Source organism: Bacteroides sp. 224 (assembly GCF_010500995.1).
In the GTDB taxonomy this organism is placed as follows: domain Bacteria; phylum Bacteroidota; class Bacteroidia; order Bacteroidales; family Bacteroidaceae; genus Bacteroides.
In genome coordinates, this window is the sequence record NZ_QVMK01000040.1 from 33,046 (window position 1) to 53,391 (window position 20,346).

Below are 20,346 nucleotides of genomic sequence, written 5' to 3' on the forward strand. Positions count from 1 at the left end.
TTAAATGCTGTTTAGAATTTTATTCAAAGATAATAACGTTGAAATTTCTACCTCACTTGATTTCTCACCGGAGTCATAATGAACGTAAATTCATAATCACCATAAGGCAAACGATATTGAGGTAACGGAAGTGTTCCCCAACTATTCACACAACCCAACCCCATCTGTACCTTATCAATACACAAATTCGTGTAATCAACCAATTTAACCTCGGAAGAATGACGCTGAACTTTACGAAGGCCTTCATCTAACGATTCGATAGAATAATTCAGAGCAGAAGCAGAGAAAGGAGCCTCTCCGACAAACTGCAAGCCAAAACCACCTGTATTCAGCTGGCGCCAATAACGAATATCAGTCTTAGTTCCTGTTTCTTGTGGACGGATGTAAGCATAGAACTGGTCGGCAACTTTCTGAGAATAAATTCCCAAATTCGTTACATGATTACGGTCTGAATAGTTCTCAAGAGGACCACGTCCATAATATTCAATTCTATCGTAAGAGTTTGGCATCTGTAGCTGCATTCCAAAACGGAAAAGATCGGAGACTTTAGCGTTCTTATCAGCTGTCATTTTCTGAGTAACTTTCATACTACCTTTATTATTGATCGTATAAGTTAAAGATAACTTAGCAGAAACTGAAGGCATATCATACTCAGCAAATACAACTACTTGATCATTAGCAGATTCATGCTTTAAGGATGTCAGTTTCATTTCCGGATTCAACCAAACGCGGTATTTATTTTGAAGATTGGCTCCCATATCATTATCGGTAGGGGCACGCCAGAAGTTCGGAGTAAGCTGGCCACCATCATTTATAAATTCACGACCTTCTACTTTATATTTGCATAAAAAGCCATTCCATCTATTAAAGTCAAGAACAAAGTCCTCTCCTCGAACTATCAGATAATTTCTGTCATAGTCCTTCACAACCGGAGCTACTACTGCAACGTTAGTTTGAGTTACATTCTTCAAATTCATAGAAGGGGCAGTGTAAGCTTTCACTGAAAGTTGATCTTTAGCAACCGAATAACCGGCAGGCAACAATGTTTCGGCCGATTTTAGTTTATAGCACACATTTAGCAATACTTCATTATATGCATTGATATCCGATAAAGAATAATCTAATTTCAGTTTTGCTGTTTGTTGCGGAGCTACTTTCAAATCATTGACAATACCATTTTGTATTACTTCTCCATCGCCCAGAAGTTGCCACTCCATATAATAACCGGAAAGATCGCGGAAGAAGTTTTCATTATAAACATTTACTTCTCCACTCTGCAAATTAGCCGGAGTCGTCCAAATAGACTGATAAATATAGCCTACTTCATATATATGAGGATTAGGAACACGATCGGGACTAATTAATCCATTATCACAGAAATTCTGATCGGAAGCATCATAAGGGTTGAAATCACCACCGTATCCGTAAATCTCAATGCCATCTTTATTCTTCCAACGGATAGACTGATCTACAAAGTCCCAGATAAAACCACCCTGATAAGCAGGATATTTACGTGTCAAATCCCAATATTCTTTAAACCCACCCTGAGAGTTACCCATTGCATGCGCATATTCACATTGAATCAACGGTTTCTTCGGGTTCTCGCTTACATATTTTTCGCTTCTGCCATAATCCAGATACATAGGGCAGTACACATCTGTAAAATCATTCCCATGTCCTTGTTCATATTGAACCGGACGGGTTTTATCTTCATTTTTTATCCAGGTATAACATGCTTCGAAGTTAGGACCGAAACCTGCTTCATTACCCAACGACCAAAATATAACAGAAGGATGATTATAGCTACGTTGTACATTGCGTTGATTGCGCTCTATATGAGCTTTCGCATAAGAAGCATTTTTAGCTAATGTTTTATCGCCATATCCCATACCATGCGATTCTATGTTTGCTTCTGCTACCACATACAAACCATATTCATCGCAAAGGTCATACCAAAGATTATTATCCGGATAATGACAGGTACGCACCGCATTGATATTAAATTCTTTCATCACACGAATATCTTGCAACATCCGTTCGCACGAAATAACATATCCCATATCCGGATCCATTTCATGGCGATTGGCTCCTTTAAAAAGAACAGGTTGCCCGTTGACAAGGATCTGTGCGTTCTTCATCTCTATTTTACGGAGTCCTACTTTCTGAGGAATTACTTCCAATACCTTATTACCACTCTTTAGAGTAGCCGTCAACGAATAAAGATGGGGAGTTTCTGCTGTCCACTTAGCCGGATTGGCTACTTTCATATCAGCACTCAGTTTGCCCGATCCTTTTACTTGAGTAGAAGCTACTGTATTTCCTTTGCAATCTTTCAATTCCAAATCGACCACTGCACTTCCTTTTAATTGTAAAGCAATATTCAATGAGCCGTCTTTATATTGTGCATCCAGATCGGGAGTAATGCGAATATCCTGAATATAAGTCTTATTACGTGCATATAAATAGCAATCGCGACCTACCCCCGAGAAACGGAAGAAGTCCTGATCTTCCAAATAAGTTCCATCACACCAACGAAACACCTGAAAGGCAATCAGATTCTTACCGGGTTTTAAATAATTAGTAAGATTAAATTCTGCTTCAAGTTTGCTATCTTCACTATATCCTACATATTTACCGTTTACCCATAAATACATATTGGAAGTAACCGAACCAAAATGAGCAAAAATCTCCTTCCCTCTCCAATCGGCAGGAACAACTATTTCTTTTCTATAAGAACCCACATGATTATTTTCCACCGGAATATGAGGAGGATTACTGTTGAATTGATGTCTCCACGGATAGCCAATGTTTACATACAAAGGATCTCCATATCCATTCAGTTCCCACATAGCAGGTACTTTTAAATCGTTCCATCCTTTATCATTAAAGCCTGTTTGGAAAAAATCCATTGGTCGCTGATCCGAATTACGTACCCAGTTAAACTTCCAGGTTCCGTTCAGCGTCATAAAATTGGTTGATAACTCTTTACTGTTTTTTGCAGCAAGTTCACTCGATTCGTACGCAAAGTAATTGGTATGCATCGGCGCACGGTTCACTGCATTTACTTCGGGGTTTTGCCACTCATTTTTCTGGGCATTCGCCATAAGCCCAACCATAGCAAGACCACACATAAGAAGTTGTTTTTTCATGCTTAAATCGTCTATTTAGTAAATTAGAATTTATTATGGAGACGAATATACGCTGAAAAGTTGAAGAAGAGGGTATAAAAAAAGATCAAAAAAGGTATATAAAACAGTCAAAGTACAATATATACCTTTTTTTGAGACTACCTGACTTACTTTAAAAACTCCGGATGCCTCCTTAACCACAGCACCGCATAAGAACAGGTGGCCTGAGGTACCATACCATTTTCTTTTGCATACGTATAAGCAGCTTCCACTAAAGCAGCTGCTACACCTCTACCTCCTATAGAAGTAGGTACATAAGTATATATGATATCCAGGTATTTGTCGAATAACTTGTATACTACTGTAGCAGTTTCACCCTCTACTTCGGTCACAAATTTATGCTCATCTGGAAAATGTTTGATTTCGTAGTTCATAAGAATATCGTTATTGGTTTTATGTATAAAACAAATTGGTATATGTTTTGTTTTATTAAAAATAAAGTCTGCAGCATCTCTTTACTTTTTATATCTTGCATATCTATCAATAAAAGAATACTTTTGCAGACAATAATTAAACTATTCCGATGAAAAAGAATAAAATCAGCATATTAGTAACCGCAACCTTAACATTAATTGCAGGAGCAAGTATCCCTTTCTTACTTAGTAATGAACAACTGGAAGAGCACCAACGCCACTCCATCAAATCCGAAGTGCCTTATATGGTTACCTCTCCCGAAGTTCCTGAGCATGTTACTTTTGCCGGAAAAAAGATTGATTTAACCCGCTACGACCGTAGAGAAAGAATGGACAGAGAACAAATGTCTTTCACCTACATGCATTCTACCACCATGCTCACTATCAAGAGAGCCAACCGTTTCTTTCCGATAGTAGAACCTATTTTAAAGGCGAATGACATTCCTGATGATTTCAAATACCTGATGGTTATTGAAAGCAATCTCAATAAATTGGCTAAATCTCCGGCCGGTGCGGCAGGTATGTGGCAATTTATGCAAGGTACCGGCAAAGAATATGGCTTGGAAATAAACACTAATATTGACGAACGCTATAATCTGGTGAAAGCAACCAACGCTGCTTGCAAATACCTGAAAGAGTCTTATGCGCGTTATGGCGACTGGATAACCGTAGCAGCCGCATACAATGCCGGCAACGGAAGAATTACAAGTGAATTAAGCAAACAACTGGTTGAAAATGCCATGGACTTATGGTTAGTGGAAGAAACCTCGCGCTACATGTTTCGCATATTGGCAGCCAAACAAGTTTTTGAAAATCCGCAGCGTTTCGGTTTCTTGTTGAAAAAAGAACAATTATATCCGGTTATTTCTTACGATGAAGTTACAGTTACAACAGGCATTGAAAACCTGGCCGAATATGCCAAACAAAAAGGAATTACATACGCTCAACTGAAAGACGCCAATCCGTGGCTTCGAGATCGCTCTTTAGAGAATAAGAGCAAGCGCACATACATTCTCTCCATTCCACAACTGGAAGATATGTACTACAATCCGAAGAAAACCAAAGTACATTCCAAAGCCTGGGTCATTGATTAAGGTTGTTTCTCTGTTAGATACTTCCAATAACGCACAGGCATATCCTGTCTGTGCTTTCTGGGGTTCATACGCTCTTTAATGGCTATGGCTTTAAAATAAGTTTTCCACATTTGCTGGAATAGTTTTTCATCTTTAGCCATCAGGCTCTCATCCAGCATCCCTGTAATTAAATGAGTTTCTTTGCTATTGAAAGAGACTTCAGTCACCGTCTGCAAATCATAATAAAACCCGTACCCTCGTTTCAGGTCATAGATAATCCACTTCTGATCGGCAAAGCGATCCTTAAAGTGCTCTATGGAAAGCGGAAGACTGTTGTATATCGGTTCTATGGGTGCAAAGAAAGTTCCGTCTTCTGCTTTTTGGAAGCGTACGAATTGAATTAAACGATGAGCCTCCCCATTTACTTTTCTCCATATTTTGGATAATTCCAACACATCCGGATCACCGAAGTTCAATTCAATAGACTTAGGGGCATCTATTGCTTTTCGGATATAACGAAAAATAAGTATATCTATCTCTGCAAGCTCCGAGAACCAACAAGTAGTCAGCATAGAAAGAGCTGAATCCGATATTTTCTTTTGAAGTCCTTTCCACACACGATCTGCTTTTTCCGCATCGGCTATTACAGTTAGAGCCTCCTCATAAAATAAAGGCAAGGGCTCTCCTTCTGCTAATAATACATCCGGGAAAGTTTTACGAAAGTAAGCATCAAACACAACAGTCAGCAAACCCTCAAAGGTCTTATCATATTGAAATACTATCATTCGTCGGCAAACTGAAAACTTAATTGATTTTCATCTATTCTCTTTTTAAGCTTGGGCAACAATAAAGCGCGAACATTTTCCGGTTTAAGTTCATTCACGGTTTTGGTTGGCAACTCATGACAGGTTATAAAATACTGTGCTTTCTTAAGTACCACCCCAATCTTTTTGAGTTGATAAATACCCAAACGCGAATATCGGCGAGAAGTCACAATCAACTGAGCCGATTTTACCCCAATACCGGGTATACGCAATAACATTTCATAATCTGCTTTATTAATATCCACGGGGAAGTGCTCCGGATGGCGCAACGCCCATGCCAGCTTCGGGTCTATTTCCAAGTCGAGATGCGGAAAAGCATCATCTACAATTTCATCTACTTTAAACTGATAAAAACGCAATAACCAGTCGGCCTGATACAACCTGTTTTCGCGTACTAAAGGAGGTTGTTTTAAAGTCGGAAGGCGGGTATCATAATGATTTACAGATATATAGCCCGAATAATAAACACGTTTCATAGTAGGTCGTTGGTATAGGGCAGACGACAAACCAAGAATATCCTTATCGGTATCTCCGGTAGCTCCCACAATCATTTGGGTACTTTGTCCGGCAGGAGCAAAACGGGGAGCATGTCTAAACTTCTGCCTTTCCTCTTTGCTTTCCAACACACCTTGCTGAATGTACTTCATAGGAAGGAAAACGCTTTGAAAGTCTTTTTCCGGAGCAAGCCGCTTTAAACTGTCTTCATTCGGAATCTCTACATTTACACTCAAACGATCGGCATATAATCCTGCCTCATTCACCAGTTCTCTACTGGCTCCCGGAATACTTTTCAGGTGAATATACCCGTTAAAACGATGTACCAAACGCAGGTCTTTTGCCACTCGCACCAATCGCTCCATGGTATAATCCGGACTTCGAACCACACCCGAACTCAAGAAAAGTCCTTCAATATAATTACGGCGATAAAATTCGATTGTTATATCCACAAGTTCAGACACAGAAAGTGTTGCCCTCCGAATGTCATTACTCTGGCGATTAATGCAATAAGCACAATCATAAATGCAGTAATTGGTCAGCATAACTTTGAGTAGTGAAATACAACGTCCGTCTTCGGCAAAACTATGACATACACCTATCCCTCCTACCGTATTTCCCAACGTACCGGCTTTGTTCTTACGAACCGTTCCGCTGGAGGCACAGGACACATCATATTTTGCCGATTCGGCAAGCACTTTCAACTTCTCAATAACATCTGCATTCATAGTTCAAAACTACAGATAATTTCGAGAAAGAAAAAGAGTTGGAAGCAGAGATTTCTGAATTTAACATGTGCATTTCGATGATTGTGCCACAGGCGTGGCACAGTTGTGACACGGGCAAGGCACGACAGTGTCACTGGCAAGACACAAACATAGATCCACGTACACTCTTACATCGTGGAAAAAAGCTGTGATTTATCTATTTAAATACAGAATGTTTTAACTTTGCAGATTCAAATTTCAACCATGCCCATTAAAATAGATATTCAAACATTAAAAGAACGAGCTCTTAGAGTAGAAAAGGAAAGTAAAGCGTTCTTTAAAGCCATCAAAAAAAGTAGGCTACGAGAGTTAGATGATACCATTCATGCCCTTCATGAAGAAGTATTCGATGAAATTGATTGTTTGGAGTGTGGCAACTGTTGCCGTTCATTAGGTCCTCGAATTACCGATAAAGATATTGAACGCATGGCTAAAAGTATGCGTCTAAAACCAACGGAAGTTATCGAGAAATATCTTCGCATCGACGAAGATGGTGATTATGTATTCAAGTCCATGCCTTGCCCCTTTCTGGGAGAAGATAACTACTGCTTTATTTACGAAGATCGCCCCAAAGCTTGTAGGGAATATCCTCATACCGACAGAAAAAAGTTTCATCAAATTTACGCGTTAACTGTGATGAATGCCCGCACATGTCCGGCTGTTTATGAAATTATAGAAAGGTTGAAAAAAACCACTCTCTCTCTTTTATTTCTCTTTTTGTTTATCCACTCTTTACAAAGCCAAACCCACGAGATTGTTTCTAAATTGTATCAGGAAGCTCAAAAAAGTCCCACATCTACCAATTACCTAAAAGTATGTCGCTATCTTTCGGATCTTGAAATTGCTTCGGATACATTCGGTATTTGTTTGGAAAAAGGATATCAGGCAGCTATTCAAGAAAAGAACAAACAAAGTATAGGAAGCTATTACCTATTGAAATCAGAATATGATTTTATGCGTGGAATCACAGAAAATCATACGGAAGACAAGAGAAAAGCCATTGAGGTATTTACTGAAATAAACTACAGAGACGGAATTATGGGAGTTTATAACTCCATGATTTATTACTTCAACCTGAACAAACAAGCAGATTCGGCTCGTTATTACAGCAAAAAGTCATTAGAGTTATTAGGAGATGAGAAAATACCTCACTACTCGTCGACATTACTTCATGGGCAAGCCATTTCTTTTTTAGAAGAAAACAAATATGATTCGGCCATGCATTACCAAAAACAAGCGCTGGAAACAGCCTTAGAGATGAACGACACAATCGTAATCTTTGAGGGATACAATGCGCTTGGAGTTCTACATCGCAAAATAGGAGATATAGACAAAGCTATTTATTATTACGAAAAGGCTATTGAATATAACCGCGAGATGAAATTGAATCGCGGCGTTTCTGCTCTTTATGCCAACATCGCTATCTTATTCACCAATACTCACGAGGCCGATCGTCTTGAAGAAGGTATCAGGTATGCTCGAAAAGCTTTAGAAGTAGCTATTGAAGAAAAAAATGATTTCCTGACAGCCAATGCCTATTCATATTTATCGCGTTTTCTGTTAGAAACAAAGAAATCCGAAGATAGAGAGGAAGCTTTAAACTATGCTCATAAGTGTTTGAGTCTGAGTACACGCCTCAACACCCCTCGTTTTATACTGTCTGCCATCACTCGATTGGTTATGATACACAACCAAATGCATCATACAGATTCTACTGTGTACTATCTTCAAAAGGGCGATGAAGTTATTAAACAAATGCCCCCATACAGTTCTGAGATTACCGGTTTTTACGAGGCTCAACTATCTACCTATAATCAAAATAAAAGATATCGCGAAGCAGTAGCCATAGGTGCCAAGTTGGAAAAAACGTATAAAGAGCAAACTACGCCTTTTCTCCATGTCAAGCTATATGAGAGTTTGGCCACTGCTCACAATGGTTTGGGAGAGTATCAGAAAGCATACGAATACCTCCAAAGGGCTTTACAAGCTAAAGATTCTATTTTTAAGGCCGATCACAACAAAAAGATGGCTGAGTTTACAATAAAATATCAAACTACAGAAAAAGAACTCGAAATAGCACATCTCAAACGGCAACAGTTGGAAGAAGAAGCAACGGTAATGAAGCAGCGCTTGGTGTATGTAGGTATATTCACCGGGTTAGCAATGTTTATTTTGTTGCTTCTCTTCAATCGTCAACGGTTAAAAGCTAAAACAGCCAAGCTTGCGCAATATGCGGAAGAAAAAGAAAAAGAATTTGTTATGCTTCAGAAGGAATCGGAATTACGACTTACCAGAAAGTATATTGATGGCTTGGAAGCAGAAAGAACCCGTCTGGCCAAAGAGCTTCATGATGGTGTTTGCAATAATTTGCTGGCTGTAGAAATGAATATGAAAGAAATACCCGGAAGCAACGAAAAACTACAAAAGGCATTGAAACTGCTAAACGATACGAATGCAAACATCCGGAATGTATCTCACGAATTAATGCCTCCCCCACTCCAGTATGCCAACATTGATGAAATGTTGGAAGATATGATTTATCATTTCAAATTACCTCAAGGAGTAACAATGAATTATACATCGACCGAGGAAATGGACTGGAATCTTATTCCGCAACAAACCGGATATGAGATATACCGTATTGCACAAGAGGCAATAAACAATAGTCTGAAGCATGCCAAAGCAACCTATATTCATGTTTCGCTAAACATAGAAAACAGACTGCTTCAACTGAGTGTGGCAGACAACGGAAAAGGCTTCGACAACATTCACCCAACAGCTTCGGGCATAGGGTTAAGAACGATGAAGGACAGAGCAGAAAGCATACATGGAGAGTTGCGAATTGACAGTAACTCCGAAGGAACAAATATTCGATTACAATTAAATCTCTAATTATTCTAAAACATGAAACAAAAAATCATCTATTTCGTACTACTATTCCTCCTGATACAACCTATCAGCCTAAAAGCCCAAGAGTTTTATATCGATGCCGATTTAACAAGCAGCTATGTCTGGCGTGGAATGAAAAACGCCAATGTCAGCTTCCAGCCAACTGTTGGAGTCGATTTCAAAGGATTCTCTTTCTATGCCTGGGGTTCCACAGACCTTAAATCTTTTAGTCAGGAGCTTGATTTTTACCTGGCCTATCAATACAAAAGATTTCAAATAGAAGTGGCCGATTACTTTTTATTCCCCGGAGATGAGGATGAATATGCAAACAGTAAATATTTTGATTACAGTGCCCGCACCACAGGCCATTCTTTTGATGCGATATTAAGTTATACACTCAGCGAAAGATTACCCCTTACCTTAATGTGGAGTACTATTTTTGCCGGAGAGGATTATTATAATGAGAATGGTAAGCGTTCTTATTCTTCTTACTTTGAGTTATCTTACCCTTTTAGTTTCAAAGAATTTGATTTCAACGTAGAAGCCGGATTTACTCCCTGGGAGGGTTTATATGCTAATAAATTCAATTTAGTAAATGTAGGACTCTCTATCGGAAAGGAAGTGAAAATCACGGATCGGATAACAATTCCGGTAACGGGGAAGGTTATTGTTAATCCGTATGAGGAGAAGACGCATTTGGTGGTGGCTGTAAGTTTTTGATAAATACCTGCGCAAGAGAGAAGCCTTCTTTTTTTTGTGTACGTAAAGAAGGCTTCTTTTATCTCCTATTTTCGTTTTATTTTCCTTGTCACCAAACTCCCCACCACCATCGCCATGATCGAAAGCGGAAGCGCAAATACTATCGGGTCAATCATTGGAAAAGGATAAGATTCAATCAACACATCTTTTCCAAACACAGCCTTGCAGATTCCCATGGCTGCTGCTTCTTTCTCGTGCAAAAACACTAATGCAAAGATAGTACTCAAAGCACCTACCCATAGGCTGGCCAATGCTCCCTGGCGGGTAGCTCCTTTCCAATAAAGGGCAGAGAAATAAGCAGGTAAAAAAGAAGAGGCACAGATACCCATAAACATGGCGGTTCCCCGGGCAATTATATCATTAGGAAGCATATAACAAATAACATAACTAACTAAAATAGCAAAAAGTATTCCTATGCGAATAATATTGGTTAGCTTATTGCGGGAACGCGGCCTATAAGTTCCATAAATATCAGACCCAACCGAAGCTCCCATAGTATGGAACTGCGAACTAAGTGTAGACATACTTGCCGAAAGTATGCAAAGCATAAAGACAGCTCCAAACCAATCGGGCATGGCATTATCTATAAAATAAGGAATAATCTTATCGATGTCTTTAACAACTTCTGTGGCTACTCCTCCTTGCGTCTGCAAAAAATAAAGATTACTCAATGGGCCTACATGATAAATGGAACCCACCGTCACCAGTATAAATAAGCTGCCAACAAAAACTCCTCTATTTAATTGCTTGCTGCTCTTTACTGTCATAAAACGAACAACGAGCTGTGGCTGAGCCAAACACCCAAGACCTACCCCCATTATTAAAGAAGTAACAAGAGTAAACCATTGCGGAGATCCCACAACCGGCATGCGCGTCCAGCCCTGATGCCCTAATTCTCTGAATTTCTCGGGAACCAATGGCGCAATATCGCTTAATGCTTCATTCGCTTCTGTAAATCCCATTCCAAGTACCTTATAGAACCAGAAAAGAAGAAATAGCATACAGGCAAACATTATACATGCTTGCATTGCATCTGTATACATTACCCCTTTCATACCTCCTGCAATTACATAAGCAGCAATCACTAAAGTAAAAATCAACAAGGCTATATTAAAATCTATTTGGAAAATTTGCTCAATAAATACCGCTCCCCCTTTCATTACCACAGCAGCATATAGTGGCATTCCTAAGAAGATAACAGCAGCAACAAATACCTGTATGGAACGGGAGCGATAATAACGCCCCAAGAATTGCGGAAATGTACTCACATTTAATTTAGCCCCTATCCGCCTGGTTCGTAGGCCAAAGAATATGAAAGCTATAATGACCCCCACAAACATATTCAGAAAGCAGAGCCATTGAATACCCATTCCGAACGCTGCGGAAAATCCTCCAAACCCTACAATAGCAGAAGCAGAAATAAAAGCTGCTCCATAAGAAAGTGCCATTACAATGGGATTCATTTCACGACCACCCACCAGATAATCGTTGGAAGAGGTTGTTTTTCTATATCCCAAAAAGCCTAAAAAGGCAATCAGTAGCAAATAAGCCACCACTATTAGTCCAAGAACAAATGTACTCATCAGGCTTCGTCTTTATCATTGTTCTTATTCCAATACTTAATGCCGTACCAGGCAGCGAAGAGTACACATATCACCGAAAAGAGATATGGCAGATAGATTAGCGGATCTTCAATTCCAAACATTTCGTTACTATTTTAGGGATACAGGTTGCAAAAGTAACGAATTTATTGAATAATTAAAATAAATGTTTCGTTTTGAATAAACAAATATAAACTTTAGTTATAAATATTCATTAGGTATACAATATGGTTAACTTAAAACAGTTTCAACTTATTTTCCTGTGCCTCTTCCAAAGACACTAAATCAGACTGTGGCGTTCCTTTTTTCTGTATGTTCTTATATTCCTCTTCCAACTCTCTTACAAACTGCTCTTTAGAATCGGCATGCATTAATTTAGAAGCAACAACTGCATTCTGCGAAGCATCCTTCAGATACACCACAGGCGCATTATATGCCGGGGCAATCTTTAAAGCTGTATGAAGCTTGGAAGTTGTAGCACCACCTATTAATAGGGGAACACTTAATCCAGCTCTCTTTAATTCAACAGCTACATGCACCATCTCTTCTAAAGATGGAGTAATTAATCCGCTTAGCCCAATCATGTCCACTTTTTCCTCGATAGCACGCTGAACGATGGTTTCTGCCGGTACCATAACTCCCAGGTCTATTATCTCGTAACCGTTACAAGCCATCACAACCGAAACGATGTTCTTACCAATATCATGAACATCACCTTTCACTGTAGCTAACAACACTTTTCCTGCTGATATTGTTCCTTCCTGTTTCTCCGATTCAATTACCGGCTGTAGAATACTCACCGCTTTCTTCATGGTACGGGCAGTTTTCACTACTTGAGGAAGAAACATTTTACCTTCGCCAAAAAGTTCTCCCACCTTATTCATTCCGGCCATCAATGGTCCTTCAATAATATCAACTGCTTTGTTGTAGAGAGGCAATGCTTCAGCTATATCATTCTCCAAATAATCGCCTATTCCTTTTACCAAAGCATATTTCAATCGTTCTTCCACATTCTCGGTACGCCATGCATCTTGCTTCACTGCCTGATTGGTATCCGCGGTTGTTGTTTTCAAAGATTCAGCAAGTTCAATCAAACGCTCGGCAGCATCCGAACGCCGATTTAATACCACATCTTCTATCTTAACCAATACATCTTCAGGAATATCTGTATACAATACAGCAGTGGCGGGATTTACAATTCCCATGTCGAGCCCTTGCTGAATAGCATGATACAGAAATACCGCATGCATGGCCTCCCGGATATAATTGTTGCCCCGGAATGAAAATGAAAGATTACTGATACCTCCGCTGATTCTTGCACCCGGAAGATTCTTTTTAATCCAACCTACTGTTTGTATAAAATCTACGGCATAGTTGTTATGCTCTTCTATGCCGGTAGCCACAGCAAGTACATTCGGATCGAAAATAATATCATTGGGGTTAAAAGCTACTTTATCAACTAATAGCCGGTAGGCTCTGCCACAAATCTCTATCTTTCTGTCAAAAGTATCGGCTTGCCCTTTTTCATCAAACGCCATTACTACTACAGCAGCCCCATATTGCTTAATGGCACGTGCATAAGACAAGAATTTCTCTTCTCCTTCCTTTAAGGATATTGAATTTACGATGGATTTTCCCTGCAAGCATTCCAATCCGGCGGTGATAACTTCCCATTTGGAGGAGTCGATCATAACAGGTACACGGGCAATATCGGGTTCGGAAGCTATCAGATTGAGGAAAGTGGTCATTTCTTCCTTAGCATCGAGTAGACCATCGTCCATATTTACATCAATAATCAAAGCTCCATCTTCTACTTGCTTTCGAGCAATAGAAAGGGCTTCCTCGTATTTCTTTTCCTGTATCAACCGAAGGAATTTGCGAGAACCGGCCACATTACATCGTTCGCCAATATTCACAAAATTCATTTCGGGTTTTACTTCCAGCAATTCTAACCCGGAAAGCCATAAACTATCCGGTTTACCAACCGGAATATGAGGAACTGCATCTTTAACTAAAGCCGGATATTCAGCAATATAAGCATCGGTGGTTCCACAACATCCTCCAATAATATTAATAAGACCTTCCGTTATATATTCTTTCACTTGCAAAGCCATTTCTTGTGGAGTCTGATCATACAGTCCTAAACTGTTGGGAAGTCCGGCATTTGGATATGCACTTATATAATAAGGTGCTCTTGCCGCTAATTGTTCCAGAAATGGTTTGAGTTGTCTGGCTCCGAAAGAGCAGTTCAAGCCGATTGAAAAGATATTGGCATGTTGAACAGAAGCCAGAAAAGCATCTAAAGTCTGTCCGGAAAGTGTTCGCCCTCCTACATCCGACACAGTTACCGAAAGCATTAAGGGCACTTTTATTCCGGTTTCTTCCATTGCTTGTTCGGCTGCAAAGATAGCGGCTTTAGCATTCAAGGTATCGAAGATGGTTTCAATCAGAATGGCATCTACCCCACCCTGCAATAACACTCTCATTTGCTGATAATACGCCTCAACCAACTCATTATATGTAACTCCACGCAACGCAGGATTATTCACATCGGGAGAGATGGAAGCTGTTTTATTTGTAGGTCCTACCGAACCAGCCACGAAACGAGGTTTATCCGGAGTCTTTGCTGTGTATTCATCAGCCACTTCACGAGCCAGTTTAACGGCTGCCCTATTTATTTCATCCACATACTCCTCTACATGATAGTCGGCCATCGAAATAATAGTAGAACTGAATGTATTGGTTTCAATGATATCTGCCCCGGCTTCCAGGTATTTCCGATGAATATCTTGTATAACATCAGGACGAGTCAGACAAAGCAAATCATTGTTTCCTTTCATCTGACCGGGTATATCTGTAAATCGATTCCCTCTAAAGTCTTCCTCTGTCAGGTTATATTGTTGAATCATGGTACCCATGGCACCATCTAATATCAAAATTCGCTCGGTAATGAGTTGAGGTATTGTTTTCATACTAACTGAAATAATAAACCACAGATTAACGCAGATTCTCGCAGATTAGAGCCTGTTTAAATTTTGCTCGTTCTTTTATTTAGTGCTATTTTTAGGCTGTTTGTTTTCTTTTTAAGGTGAGAATAGCGGGCTATTTGAACCGCANTTGAACCGCAAAAAGAGAAGAAACAGACAAAAAGAGTACGAAAGAAAAAACGAAAGCATCCTATAATAATTATTCTGTGGAAAATTTAAACAGGCTCTAATAATTATCTTTTTTAATCCTCTGCGAAAATCTGCGTTAATCTGTGGTTCAAAATATATTAATAACTTATCTTTCTAATTCTATCCATGTCACGACGATCATCCTTTTCTTTCAATGATTCGCGCTTATCATACTGCTTTTTACCTTTGGCCAAAGCAATGACTACTTTAGCCAATCCTTTTTCGTTGATAAACATTCGGGATGGAATAATAGTGAACCCGGTTTCTTTGATTCCACGTTCCAGTTTCTTTAGTTCTTTCTTGCTTAGTAAGAGTTTACGATCCCGGCGAACGGTATGGTTATTATAAGATCCGTAAAAATATTCGGTAATGTGCATGTTCTTCACCCACAATTCGCCTTTGGAGAAAAAACAATAAGTATCTACCAAACTTGCCTTACCTAATCGGATTGATTTTATCTCTGTTCCGGTTAATACAATACCTGCGGTAAAGGTTTCTACAAACTCATAATCGAAGCTTGCTCGTTTGTTTTTTATATTAATTGCAGGTTGTTTCATTATTTAAAGTAATAAATTAATTTAGTACGAAAAGTAGCTTATTAAACACAAAACTGATTAACAACGGACAAGCTATCAGTAAGGCCGATGTTATAAGGGTGTATTTCAGCCGGGCTTTCTCTTTTACCTGCATCATAACAGGCACTCCCTCCCATACCACATAGATAATATAAAATTGAAGTAACAAGGCTATCAAGCCAAAAGTTGGCAGTAACCCGGTTATTATATATGCCAAAAACAATACCACTAACGAATAGCCTGCAAATTGAGAAACCAAAGCCATGTCCGATTTCAGTCCAAACATCCTGACTCCTATCTCATTGATACAATAAGCAGCCAAAAAGTATCCCCCAAACAATGCAACGATTGCCACACAGCATTGCGTCATAGCTACCTGAAAGCTTTCGGGACCTCCCCAACCGTTTGTAAATAACGATCCGAGGAATACAGACAGAGCACACAAACCAATCATAGGATAAACAAAAGCGGCTAATACCTTTCGTTTATCCTCTTGCAAACGAATTTCCTCCCAAGCCTTGGCCGGAGAGGAAATCAACAATAGTGATATTTTAAATATTTCCTGGTAGTTCAATGTTTAACGAAGTAATCTTATTTTAAATGGATTTGTTTTTATAATTGTATCTTCTCCCTCTTCTGCAGTAATAACAACCTGAATTTCATCATTATTATCTCCTGAGAATTCAAGCTCTTCAAACTTAGATTGTAAAGACGATTTCGTAGGAAGGAAGAAACTCATATAATAAGAGTAAGTACCGTTTGCCTTAGCAACTTCTTCTTTATGCACCAAACGAAAGTATAAAACATTGTCTTCTACTTTATCGGGGTATAAGGCAAAGTCTGTTTTGGTATTGGTATCTTCTCCATATTTTATGCTAACAGCTATATTCAAATAATTATTAGCAGCCCAACCTTCTTCAGCTAACTGATATATATATGTTTTTGACTCAACCGGTTCCGAAGAATAATCAGGAGCAGCTACTTCATTCATATAGCCCAGAAACTTAATATCGTATTTAGTTATGCCTTGTTGCATCTCCTGACCTTCTACCAAATTATATGCAATATATACTCGGTCGGGGTAATCTCCATTACTGTATTTCATATCCGTAGGATTCGCCGGAGTAAGTGTTAACCCGTCATCTGTTGTCAGCGTGATATAGCCAAGCATATTATTATTTACGGTAGCAAAAGCATAATAGGTTGCAGGACTATCATCCGAATCCAAACAAGAAGTAAACGTTGTACCAAGTAAAATAGTAAAGGCTAATACTAAAAATTTAATCTGTTTCATAATTTTCTAACCCTATTTTGAGTGTGCAAATATAAGTAATTAATGAGTAAATTCAATAATCTATTAAATACTGCATTCGTTACTTAACTATTTTTGCAAACAATTCAAGATGCTCATCCACATATTCGGCTATTTGCATGGTCACCAATTCTTCCATTTCCATAAACTCTTCTTCTAAATCGTCGAAAGCTTCGTAATCTTCGTACATCGCCATAAATTCATCTTCGGTGCGTTCGCGTTCCAAATCAACACGACTTGCATCAAAAATCTCTTTGGCTTTATAGATTAGTTTCGAGAAATCTTTCGTACCCCACAAGCGCATGGCTTTGGCAAAAGGATTGTCGAAGATATAAGAGCCGTATCCATTTTGAATAAGTTGACAAAAGCCACCCGTCATGATCTCGTCTAAAAAGATTTGATAAGAAAGCAACACATGTTGTTCTCCTGTAAGCAGATGCATATTATCGGCTGTAGGATCGCCTCCCAGCGCTTCTTTGTATTTATCTGTAAATACATGAATAAATTCATCCATGCCGGTTTCTGCAGCTTTTTGCAGAACAGATTCTTCGACTTCTATCATATTTTAGTAGTTAAGAGTTAGAAATAGTAGATAGGTAAATGGAAATACTACACTACCGGACAAAGATACACATTCTCTTTATAATACCGGCAGTTTAGCTAAGTAGATGTTTATAATTAGTTCATAATGGTTCGGAAATGATTGAAACCGGATTATTTTTTAAGCCACGGATGACACTGATTGCACGGATTTTAAGACACGGATAAATATCTTACTTGTTTGATATCACAAATTAAAATCTGTGCTTAAAAATCCGTTTAATCTGTGTAATCCGTGGCTAAATTAAAATTAAAGTAAACGAAGATAGATACGCTGAAAACACGGAATGAGCGGAAACACGCGGAATTATTTTTGTTGCGACATAAGGACGAAAATATATCTTCCGCGTTCATCCGCTCATTCCGTTTTTCCGCGTACCCATTTCAACTTAACTCATATCAGTTCGGAAAGGAGGGAATTTGAACCACAGAGTTACGCAGATTAACGCAGAGGATTAAGTTTTAGTTCTATGCAGCATTGTATTAAAAACTTCGCGTTAATCTGCGTAACTCTGCGGTTCAACTTAACTCAAAACGGTACCAAACTGATTATGAATATCTATACCCCGGACTACAAGCAAATCATTTATATATTACACCAACCATTTCTTATTTCTAAACATATATTCTTTATTTCCTCTTCCGCACCCCCTATTTTCTTTCCTCTTCTTCCTCCTCCCTCCTTTCTTTCCCGTTTTTCTCCCTATCTTTAAAATATTCTTAAAGGAAAAGGATTATTTTAATAATATTTGTTTTAATAAAAACCTAATTAAAATTCATAAATTATGAACTTATCAAATTTTGTAATGCCTTTAATCTTCGGGCTTCGTAACGAGGGGCGGCGTGGTACTGCCAAAGCTTACCGTAGTACCCTTAATAGTGTGTTGGAATATGGTGGAAAAGACTTAAAACTGTCTACCGTTTTCGAGAAGAGTTGGCTGAGTAACTATCAGTTGTGGATTTCCGGTCGGGGGTTAGAAAGTAATACCAGCTCCTTTTATCTCAGTATCCTCCAAAGGCTTTACCATCAAGCCTTAGAGATTGGCTTAGTGAAGCATATTCCCGACCTTTTCGCCAATATACTTATCAGGCACACCCCTACACAGAAACGTGCTTTGCCTGCTGCCATCATCTCCCTGATCAGCGAAGCCGATCTTTCCGGTAAAAAAGGATTAGAATTCAGTAGAGACATGTTTATGCTTAGCTTTTACCTGCAAGGTATCGCTTTTGTAGATTTGGCCTTTCTTCGCAAAGCCGATTGGAAAGGTGGTAGTATAAGATACTACCGTCGCAAATCCAAATCGTATATTAACACCCCTGTTAGCGAAGAGGCTAAGCGGATTTTATTAAAATACCGGGCTCTTACATCCAAAGAAAGTCCGTACCTACTTCCTATTATCACTGAAAAAGAGAGAGAGGCGTACGATCAGTATCAAAGCGCCCTGCGCAATCAAAACCGGAGGCTCAAACGAATCGCCACCTTTTTAGGGATCACAGAAAATCTCACCACTTACGTTTCTCGTCATTCCTGGGCCACCATTGCTCACCACGAGGGTGTGCCTGCATCTCATATTAGCCAGGCGTTAGGACATCAAACGGAGGTAGTTACCCATGTGTATTTGAAAAGCTTTGATGATAGCGTATTGAGAAACGCGAACAGTATAGTGATAGCGGCAGTCAATAGAGGTATGAAAGTAAATAATAATAAACCGAAATGGATTGATAGAAAGGGCGTTGGTACTGGGCGTGTAAACAGAAATGAAAATGTCCGTCACTGTATAAGTGACGGACATTTTCGTGATGCAAACATAGAGGTTTAGTTTGAATTACGCAAATATCTGGTAGATTCTTCTTGGTAATTGCTCTATTCTTCGGATTTTACGTATTAATCCATATCTTATACCTATTATATAGCGTAGTTATATTTTAGCATCTTAAAAAATTACAAACAGAATCACTTTAGCAAAATAGAATTAACTATAATTAACTTACAAAACTTATAAATATCGTTTTCCGCAGAGCTTGGTTTGCAAAAGGTCAGACCTAAAGCTTTGTTAGGTCTGACCTTTTAAGTGGTTAGGTCCGACCTTTTATGTCTTTAGGTCCGACCTTTTTTTGTGCCGCTTAATACGTGTGTGAAACGGGTACTCCCAGGTATTTCACAATAAGCTCCACCTGTTTAGGCGTATAATAATGATCGCGCGGGTTTCCTTGAATCCTGCTATATGCTTCTCTGAGCTCATCATTGTGCAGAATCCACTTCTTCATTTTATACATTGCTGCATCTTTACTTAGTGTTGGATGGTACATCATTGCCAACTCTGCCTTTAGGTAGGTTTTTACTACGAACATTTTTTCGTTGTCCATTTTTTCTGTTTTATGAGTTTATAAAATAAAGGCTCTCTACTCGTCCTTTCTTATAAACTAATATATTATTACATATACATCGTATTTATATTCCTAATTACATACAATGAACTGATTTTTAATAACCGATTCTACAGGATTCTACGTGAATCTGCGTATAAAGTGGTTTTTGGCGCATCGTAAGTTTGCATCACGATAGTCGACTACCCCCTGAGATTAGAAAAAACATTTATTTATTAAAAAAAAGAACGATGGCAATTGTATTTAAAAAGACTTTGCGTGAGAATCCTCGTGATCCTTCTAAAAA

16 protein-coding genes are annotated in these 20,346 nt (G+C 38.9%); 4 read left to right on the forward strand and 12 right to left on the reverse strand.

The features are described from left to right. Nucleotides 1–47 precede the first annotated feature (47 nt). Both D0T60_RS15825 and D0T60_RS15830 read right to left on the reverse strand, forming a co-directional pair. Nucleotides 48–3,149, reverse strand: a complete 3,102-nt coding sequence (locus D0T60_RS15825) for a glycoside hydrolase family 2 TIM barrel-domain containing protein (protein ID WP_163219105.1) — start codon at nucleotides 3,147–3,149, stop codon at nucleotides 48–50. Nucleotides 3,150–3,295: 146 nt separating this feature from the next. Beyond that, nucleotides 3,296–3,562 carry a GNAT family N-acetyltransferase gene (locus tag D0T60_RS15830; protein ID WP_163219106.1) on the reverse strand — a complete coding sequence of 89 codons (267 nt, stop codon included), beginning with the start codon at nucleotides 3,560–3,562 and terminating at the stop codon, nucleotides 3,296–3,298. A gap of 149 nt (nucleotides 3,563–3,711) precedes the next feature. On the opposite strand from D0T60_RS15830, the gene D0T60_RS15835 reads away from it, so the two are divergent. After that, complete coding sequence (locus D0T60_RS15835) at nucleotides 3,712–4,695, forward strand: lytic transglycosylase domain-containing protein (protein ID WP_163219107.1); 984 nt, start codon at nucleotides 3,712–3,714, stop codon at nucleotides 4,693–4,695. Here D0T60_RS15835 and D0T60_RS15840 read toward each other — a convergent pair. Further along, nucleotides 4,692–5,459 (reverse strand): TIGR03915 family putative DNA repair protein, encoded by a 768-nt coding sequence (locus D0T60_RS15840; protein WP_163219108.1) that lies wholly within the window; start codon nucleotides 5,457–5,459, stop codon nucleotides 4,692–4,694. The two genes, D0T60_RS15835 and D0T60_RS15840, sit on opposite strands and share 4 nt — an antisense overlap. After that, a complete protein-coding gene (locus D0T60_RS15845) occupies nucleotides 5,456–6,721 on the reverse strand; it encodes a putative DNA modification/repair radical SAM protein (protein ID WP_163219109.1) in 1,266 nt (421 codons plus the stop codon). The genes D0T60_RS15840 and D0T60_RS15845 overlap by 4 nt, the downstream gene beginning before the upstream one ends. Nucleotides 6,722–6,964: 243 nt before the next feature. Between D0T60_RS15845 and D0T60_RS15850 the strand changes: the two genes are divergently transcribed. Together D0T60_RS15850 and D0T60_RS15855 are read left to right on the forward strand one after the other, a co-directional pair. Next, nucleotides 6,965–9,652 carry a YkgJ family cysteine cluster protein gene (locus D0T60_RS15850; protein WP_163219110.1) on the forward strand — a complete coding sequence of 896 codons (2,688 nt, stop codon included), beginning with the start codon at nucleotides 6,965–6,967 and terminating at the stop codon, nucleotides 9,650–9,652. A 12-nt stretch (nucleotides 9,653–9,664) separates the two neighbouring features. Beyond that, nucleotides 9,665–10,369: a hypothetical protein gene (locus D0T60_RS15855; RefSeq protein ID WP_163219111.1), complete on the forward strand. Its 705-nt coding sequence runs from the start codon at nucleotides 9,665–9,667 to the stop codon at nucleotides 10,367–10,369. Between the two features lie 65 nt (nucleotides 10,370–10,434). On the opposite strand, the gene D0T60_RS15860 is transcribed toward D0T60_RS15855, so the two are convergent. The 7 genes from D0T60_RS15860 to D0T60_RS15885 all read right to left on the reverse strand — a co-directional run bounded on the left by D0T60_RS15860 (nucleotide 10,435) and on the right by D0T60_RS15885 (nucleotide 17,634). Next, nucleotides 10,435–11,991, reverse strand: coding sequence for a sodium:solute symporter (locus D0T60_RS15860; RefSeq protein ID WP_163219112.1), 1,557 nt, complete (start codon nucleotides 11,989–11,991; stop codon nucleotides 10,435–10,437). Next, nucleotides 11,991–12,113 carry a symporter small accessory protein gene (locus tag D0T60_RS18865; RefSeq protein ID WP_239059585.1) on the reverse strand — a complete coding sequence of 41 codons (123 nt, stop codon included), beginning with the start codon at nucleotides 12,111–12,113 and terminating at the stop codon, nucleotides 11,991–11,993. Before D0T60_RS18865 ends, D0T60_RS15860 begins: the two co-directional genes overlap by 1 nt. Before the next feature lie 132 nt (nucleotides 12,114–12,245). After that, nucleotides 12,246–14,981 (reverse strand): methionine synthase, encoded by a 2,736-nt coding sequence (gene metH, locus D0T60_RS15865; RefSeq protein ID WP_163219113.1) that lies wholly within the window; start codon nucleotides 14,979–14,981, stop codon nucleotides 12,246–12,248. A gap of 302 nt (nucleotides 14,982–15,283) precedes the next feature. Next, nucleotides 15,284–15,742 carry an SsrA-binding protein gene (gene smpB / locus D0T60_RS15870; RefSeq protein WP_163219114.1) on the reverse strand — a complete coding sequence of 153 codons (459 nt, stop codon included), beginning with the start codon at nucleotides 15,740–15,742 and terminating at the stop codon, nucleotides 15,284–15,286. A gap of 16 nt (nucleotides 15,743–15,758) precedes the next feature. Next, nucleotides 15,759–16,334 carry a Yip1 family protein gene (locus tag D0T60_RS15875; RefSeq protein WP_163219115.1) on the reverse strand — a complete coding sequence of 192 codons (576 nt, stop codon included), beginning with the start codon at nucleotides 16,332–16,334 and terminating at the stop codon, nucleotides 15,759–15,761. A gap of 3 nt (nucleotides 16,335–16,337) precedes the next feature. Further along, nucleotides 16,338–17,054: a NigD-like C-terminal domain-containing protein gene (locus D0T60_RS15880; RefSeq protein ID WP_163219116.1), complete on the reverse strand. Its 717-nt coding sequence runs from the start codon at nucleotides 17,052–17,054 to the stop codon at nucleotides 16,338–16,340. Between the two features lie 79 nt (nucleotides 17,055–17,133). Then, nucleotides 17,134–17,634 (reverse strand): DMP19 family protein, encoded by a 501-nt coding sequence (locus D0T60_RS15885; RefSeq protein WP_163219117.1) that lies wholly within the window; start codon nucleotides 17,632–17,634, stop codon nucleotides 17,134–17,136. An 823-nt stretch (nucleotides 17,635–18,457) separates the two neighbouring features. On the opposite strand from D0T60_RS15885, the gene D0T60_RS15890 reads away from it, so the two are divergent. Next, nucleotides 18,458–19,492 carry a site-specific integrase gene (locus D0T60_RS15890; protein WP_163219118.1) on the forward strand — a complete coding sequence of 345 codons (1,035 nt, stop codon included), beginning with the start codon at nucleotides 18,458–18,460 and terminating at the stop codon, nucleotides 19,490–19,492. Between the two features lie 304 nt (nucleotides 19,493–19,796). Here the strand turns inward: D0T60_RS15890 and D0T60_RS15895 are convergent, their stop codons facing one another. Then, nucleotides 19,797–20,039: a DUF4248 domain-containing protein gene (locus tag D0T60_RS15895; RefSeq protein ID WP_163219119.1), complete on the reverse strand. Its 243-nt coding sequence runs from the start codon at nucleotides 20,037–20,039 to the stop codon at nucleotides 19,797–19,799. Between the last annotated feature and the right edge of the window lie 307 nt (nucleotides 20,040–20,346).